This is a genomic window from Paenibacillus sp. AR247, from assembly GCF_002968895.1.
Taxonomy (GTDB): Bacteria; Bacillota; Bacilli; order Paenibacillales; family Paenibacillaceae; genus Paenibacillus_AQ; species Paenibacillus_AQ favisporus.
In genome coordinates this window covers 2,232,182-2,236,168 of the sequence record NZ_PCZT01000009.1, presented here as the reverse complement: position 1 = coordinate 2,236,168, position 3,987 = coordinate 2,232,182, and the positions used below count along the sequence as shown (strand labels likewise).

General features: G+C 53.2%; 4 protein-coding genes and 1 pseudogene. 2 read left to right on the top strand and 3 right to left on the bottom strand.

Annotation, left to right across the window (positions count from 1 at the left end; genetic code table 11):
* Together CPT76_RS18980 and CPT76_RS18975 are read right to left on the bottom strand one after the other, a co-directional pair.
* Positions 1-1,570, bottom strand: a pseudogene (locus CPT76_RS18980) (alpha-glucosidase); the annotation flags it as partial.
* Positions 1,571-1,615: 45 nt separating this feature from the next.
* Complete coding sequence (locus CPT76_RS18975; RefSeq protein ID WP_105444135.1) at positions 1,616-2,401, bottom strand: glucose-1-dehydrogenase; 786 nt, start codon at positions 2,399-2,401, stop codon at positions 1,616-1,618.
* 208 nt (positions 2,402-2,609) lie between these two features.
* Here CPT76_RS18975 and CPT76_RS40055 point away from each other — a divergent pair, with 208 nt between their 5' ends.
* A complete protein-coding gene (locus CPT76_RS40055) occupies positions 2,610-2,972 on the top strand; it encodes an SDR family NAD(P)-dependent oxidoreductase (RefSeq protein ID WP_483870059.1) in 363 nt (120 codons plus the stop codon).
* Positions 2,973-2,986: 14 nt separating this feature from the next.
* Positions 2,987-3,478, top strand: coding sequence for an SDR family NAD(P)-dependent oxidoreductase (locus tag CPT76_RS40050; RefSeq protein ID WP_308737618.1), 492 nt, complete (start codon positions 2,987-2,989; stop codon positions 3,476-3,478).
* A gap of 83 nt (positions 3,479-3,561) precedes the next feature.
* Here CPT76_RS40050 and CPT76_RS18965 read toward each other — a convergent pair.
* On the bottom strand, positions 3,562-3,987 hold a 426-nt coding region (locus CPT76_RS18965; RefSeq protein ID WP_483870058.1), incomplete at its 5' end, for a sigma-70 family RNA polymerase sigma factor family protein.

Genomic DNA, 3,987 nt, shown 5'->3' with positions numbered 1-3,987 from the left:
GTTTTCGGCCATTCCATTACCGGCGTGTCATCAAAAAGTTAAGGATGACCAGGACGGTGTCTTGCTCGAGCGTACGGGTGTAAACATAGAGATCCGGATCCAATGGAAGCAGCAGCTTGTACTCTCCATAGATCAACGCTTTATGGGTCTTGCGCAGGGAGAGCATCCGCTTGTAGTAATGATAGATGGAATCCGGGTCCTTCATCGCCGAAGCCACGTTCACATCCGTATAATTGGGGTTGACCTTGATCCAAGGCTCGCCGGTTGTAAAGCCGGCTTGAGGCCCGTCGTCCCACTGCATCGGGGTGCGGGCGTTATCCCGGCTCTTCGCCTGGATGGCCAGCATCGTCTGGTCGATCGGCTTGCCTTGAAGATGGGACTGCTCATAGTAATTCAAGGTTTCCACGTCCCGGTAGTCGCCGATTTGGTCAAAGGCTGCATTGGTCATCCCGATTTCTTCGCCCTGGTAAATGTATGGCGTCCCTTCCAGGGTGAGCATGAAGGTGGCCAGCATTTTGGCCGATTGGACGCGGTACTCCTTGTCATTGCCGAACCTTGAGACGGCTCTGGGCTGGTCATGATTGCCGAGGTAGTTCGCATTCCAGCCCTGGTTATGCAGTGTAGTCTGCCACCGGCTCATTATTTTTTTGAGCTCCAGCAGCGTCCATGCCCGGGATTCCCACTTACCGGTGCCGTTTGAGGCGGAGTCCAGCGTCATATGCTCGAACTGAAACACCATGTTCAGCTCATGGCGTTGGTCTCCCACATACTCCAAAGCCTGCTCCGGGCCGAGTCCCGAGGTTTCGCCGACGGTCATGATGTCGTAGTCCATCAGCACTTCCTCGTTCAGCTTTTTGAGCATGAAATGGACTTTTTCCAGGTTGGAGAATAGCTGGTACGCCCTCACAACAGGGAGATGCTGAGGATTGTCGGCATCCGGCAGTCCTTTCGCCTTTACGATGTGGGCAATGGCATCAAAGCGGAAGCCGTCCACGCCTTTTTCCAGCCACCACCGGATCATTTGGTACAATTCATGTACCATTTCTTCGTTTCTCCAGTTCAAATCGGGCTGATGCTTGGAATACAGATGCATATAGTATTCGTCCGTCTCCGGATCCATCTCCCACACCGAGCCGCTGAAATAGGACTCCCAGTTGTTCGGGTACAGGCCGTTGACTCCTTTGCGCCAAATATAAAAGCTTCGCTTGGGGTTGTCGGTCGACAATCTCGATTCCTTAAACCAGGGATGCTGGTCGGAGGTATGGTTCAGCACGAGGTCCATCATGATTTTCATTCCTCTGGCATGGGCTTCTTGCAGCAAATCATCGAAATCCTCCATCGTGCCGAATTCAGGATTGATCGCGTAATAGTCGCTGATGTCATATCCGTTGTCTTTACCGGGAGACTCGTAAATCGGGCAGATCCAAATGACGTCGATCCCGAGATCCTTTAAATAATCCAGCTTGGAAATGATTCCGCGAAGGTCGCCTTTGCCATCTCCATTGGTATCCATGAAGCTGACGGGATAAATCTCGTACACGGCGGCTTCTTTCCACCAGGTTTCGTTCATGTGCGCATTCCTCCTGTCCGTGCATGATACGGGTTGTATGGGGAGTTAACCGTGTCCCCCTTGAAAAGCGGGGTATTTGGTCATCCCGCCGTCCGCAAACAGGGTAATGCCCGTAACATAACTGGACTCGGAGGAGGCCAGCCAGGCGGCTGCAGCGGCGATTTCCTCCGGCTTGCCGATATACCCGAGCGGGATCAGCGCCTCAACGCTTGCTTTGGCGGCAGGATCGGAAAACTTGGCGGCATTGATCGGCGTATCGATCGCGCCGGGACCGAGGCTGTTGACGCGGATTCCCTTCGGCGCAAATTCCAGCGCCAGCGTTTCCGTCATCATTTTGATCCCGCCCTTGCTCGCGGCATAATGCACGAAATGGGGCCACGGAATCATCTCGTGCACGCTCGAAACGTTGATGATCCGTCCCCTGATCCGGTGTTCCAGCATGTAATCGATTGCCTCGCGGCAGCCGAGGAAAGACCCGGTCAGATTCACGTCCAGTACCTTGCGCCAGTCCTCCAGCGTCAAGTCCTCCGAGGGGACTTCGTTTTCGATGCCCGCGTTGTTGACCATGACGTCCAGCGAGCCAAAATGCTCATGCGCGGCGGCTACCAGCTTTTTGACATCCTCTTCACGGGTGACATCGCCATACACGCCTATCGCCTGACCGCCGCTTTGTTCAATCTCCTGGATGATGGAATTCACTTCCTGCTCGCCGCTGCGGTAGTTAATGACCACATTCATCTTTTCCCGACCGAACCTCAGCGCCATAGCCCGTCCGATGCCGGAAGAAGCTCCGGTAATAATGGCTGTGTTGCCCTCAAGATCCTTGTACACAATCATTCCCTCCTGTCGTCCCATCAAAATGACTACAATAGTATTTAACCGGAACGGGTATGGTTCAACAGGGCGGGGTCATAACTTCCGTAGAAGAAACGTAGAAGAAACGGCATTATAGCATCAGAATCAGTTTATGAGTCATTTCCATTTGACAATATCGTTCGAAAGGTGTAATTTATAACTAACCAGTTAGTTATAAATACTAATGGCGCATACTAAGAGAGTGGGAGAGGATTCGACAATGAATGATCGTACTTGGCTGATCACTGGCATTAGCAGCGGCTTTGGACGTCAAATGACGGAGCAGCTTTTGAAACGTGGGGAACGGGTCGCGGGAACGGTCCGCAATATGGAGGCCGTGAATGATTTGCAAGCAAAATACGGCGACCTATTATGGGTATCCAAGCTGGATGTCACCGATACGCCCGCCATACACCGGGTTGTGGACAACGCTTTTCATGATCTCGGCAGCATCGACGTCGNGGTCAACAACGCGGGGTACGGCCTTTTCGGCGCGGCAGAGGAATTGACAGATGAGCAGATACGCCATCAGCTTGAACGAACCTGATCGGATCCATCCAGGTGGTGCGCGCGGCTCTTCCTCACTTACGGAAACAAGGCTATGGGCGGATCCTCCAGCTGTCGACCGTAGGCGGCCAGACCGCTTTCCCGGGAAGTTCTTTGTATCATGCGAGCAAATGGGGAATTGAGGGGTTTGCCGAATCCGTCATGGCTGAAGTTGCCCCTTTTAATATAGGCGTCACTATTGTGGAGCCGGGGAGTGCAAGGACGAACTTCCGGTATCAAAGCTCCACGCTGGCACCAAAGATAGATGCTTATGAGGTCTCCCCGGCCATCCATGCGCGGCGGATTATCGAAGAAGCCAAGGCACCCTCGCTAGGGGACCCTGCCAAAATGGCTGCTGCGATGATCAGAAGTGTAGACCAGAAACCGGCGCCTAAAAGAATCGTGCTGGGCAGCGACGCATATTCGACGATTCACAAAGCTCTTACCGAGCGGCTGGCGGAATTGGAACAGCAAAAGGATCTCGCTTTTTCAACCGATTTTAACTGATTTCCATATGAACATAGCGGCTAATGTAGGCGAGAAGTCTTCGTTAGCCGCTCTTTCATGATCTGGTCATGCGAAAGTAACTGCTAAACCCTGGTAAGCTTATCCGGGTTTCGTACGATATAGACTCTGGACAGCTTGCCGCCTCGGAGCTGCATAAAGACAGCTTTCACGGTATCGTCCCCTGAACGGATGACGATGCCGGACCCGCCGTTCAAAGGGGCAATCTCGGAGTGAAGATTTTCTTGATCATAGGGCTGTATACCATCGAACACGGCGGCAAGGAATCGGGCTACTTGATCGCGAGTCAGTATTGGACGGGTGGCGGCAGTTACTTTTCCACCTCCATCGGAGACGAGCATGACGTCTTCAGTCAGCAGGGAGAGCACATGATCGACGTTTCCTTGCGCCAGCGATGTGAGGAACCGGCCAACCCATTCCATATCGGCGGCTTCGGCTGAGATCGTCTCCTCTTCGGATATGCCCATCTTGCCTTTTGCCCGGCTCATCAG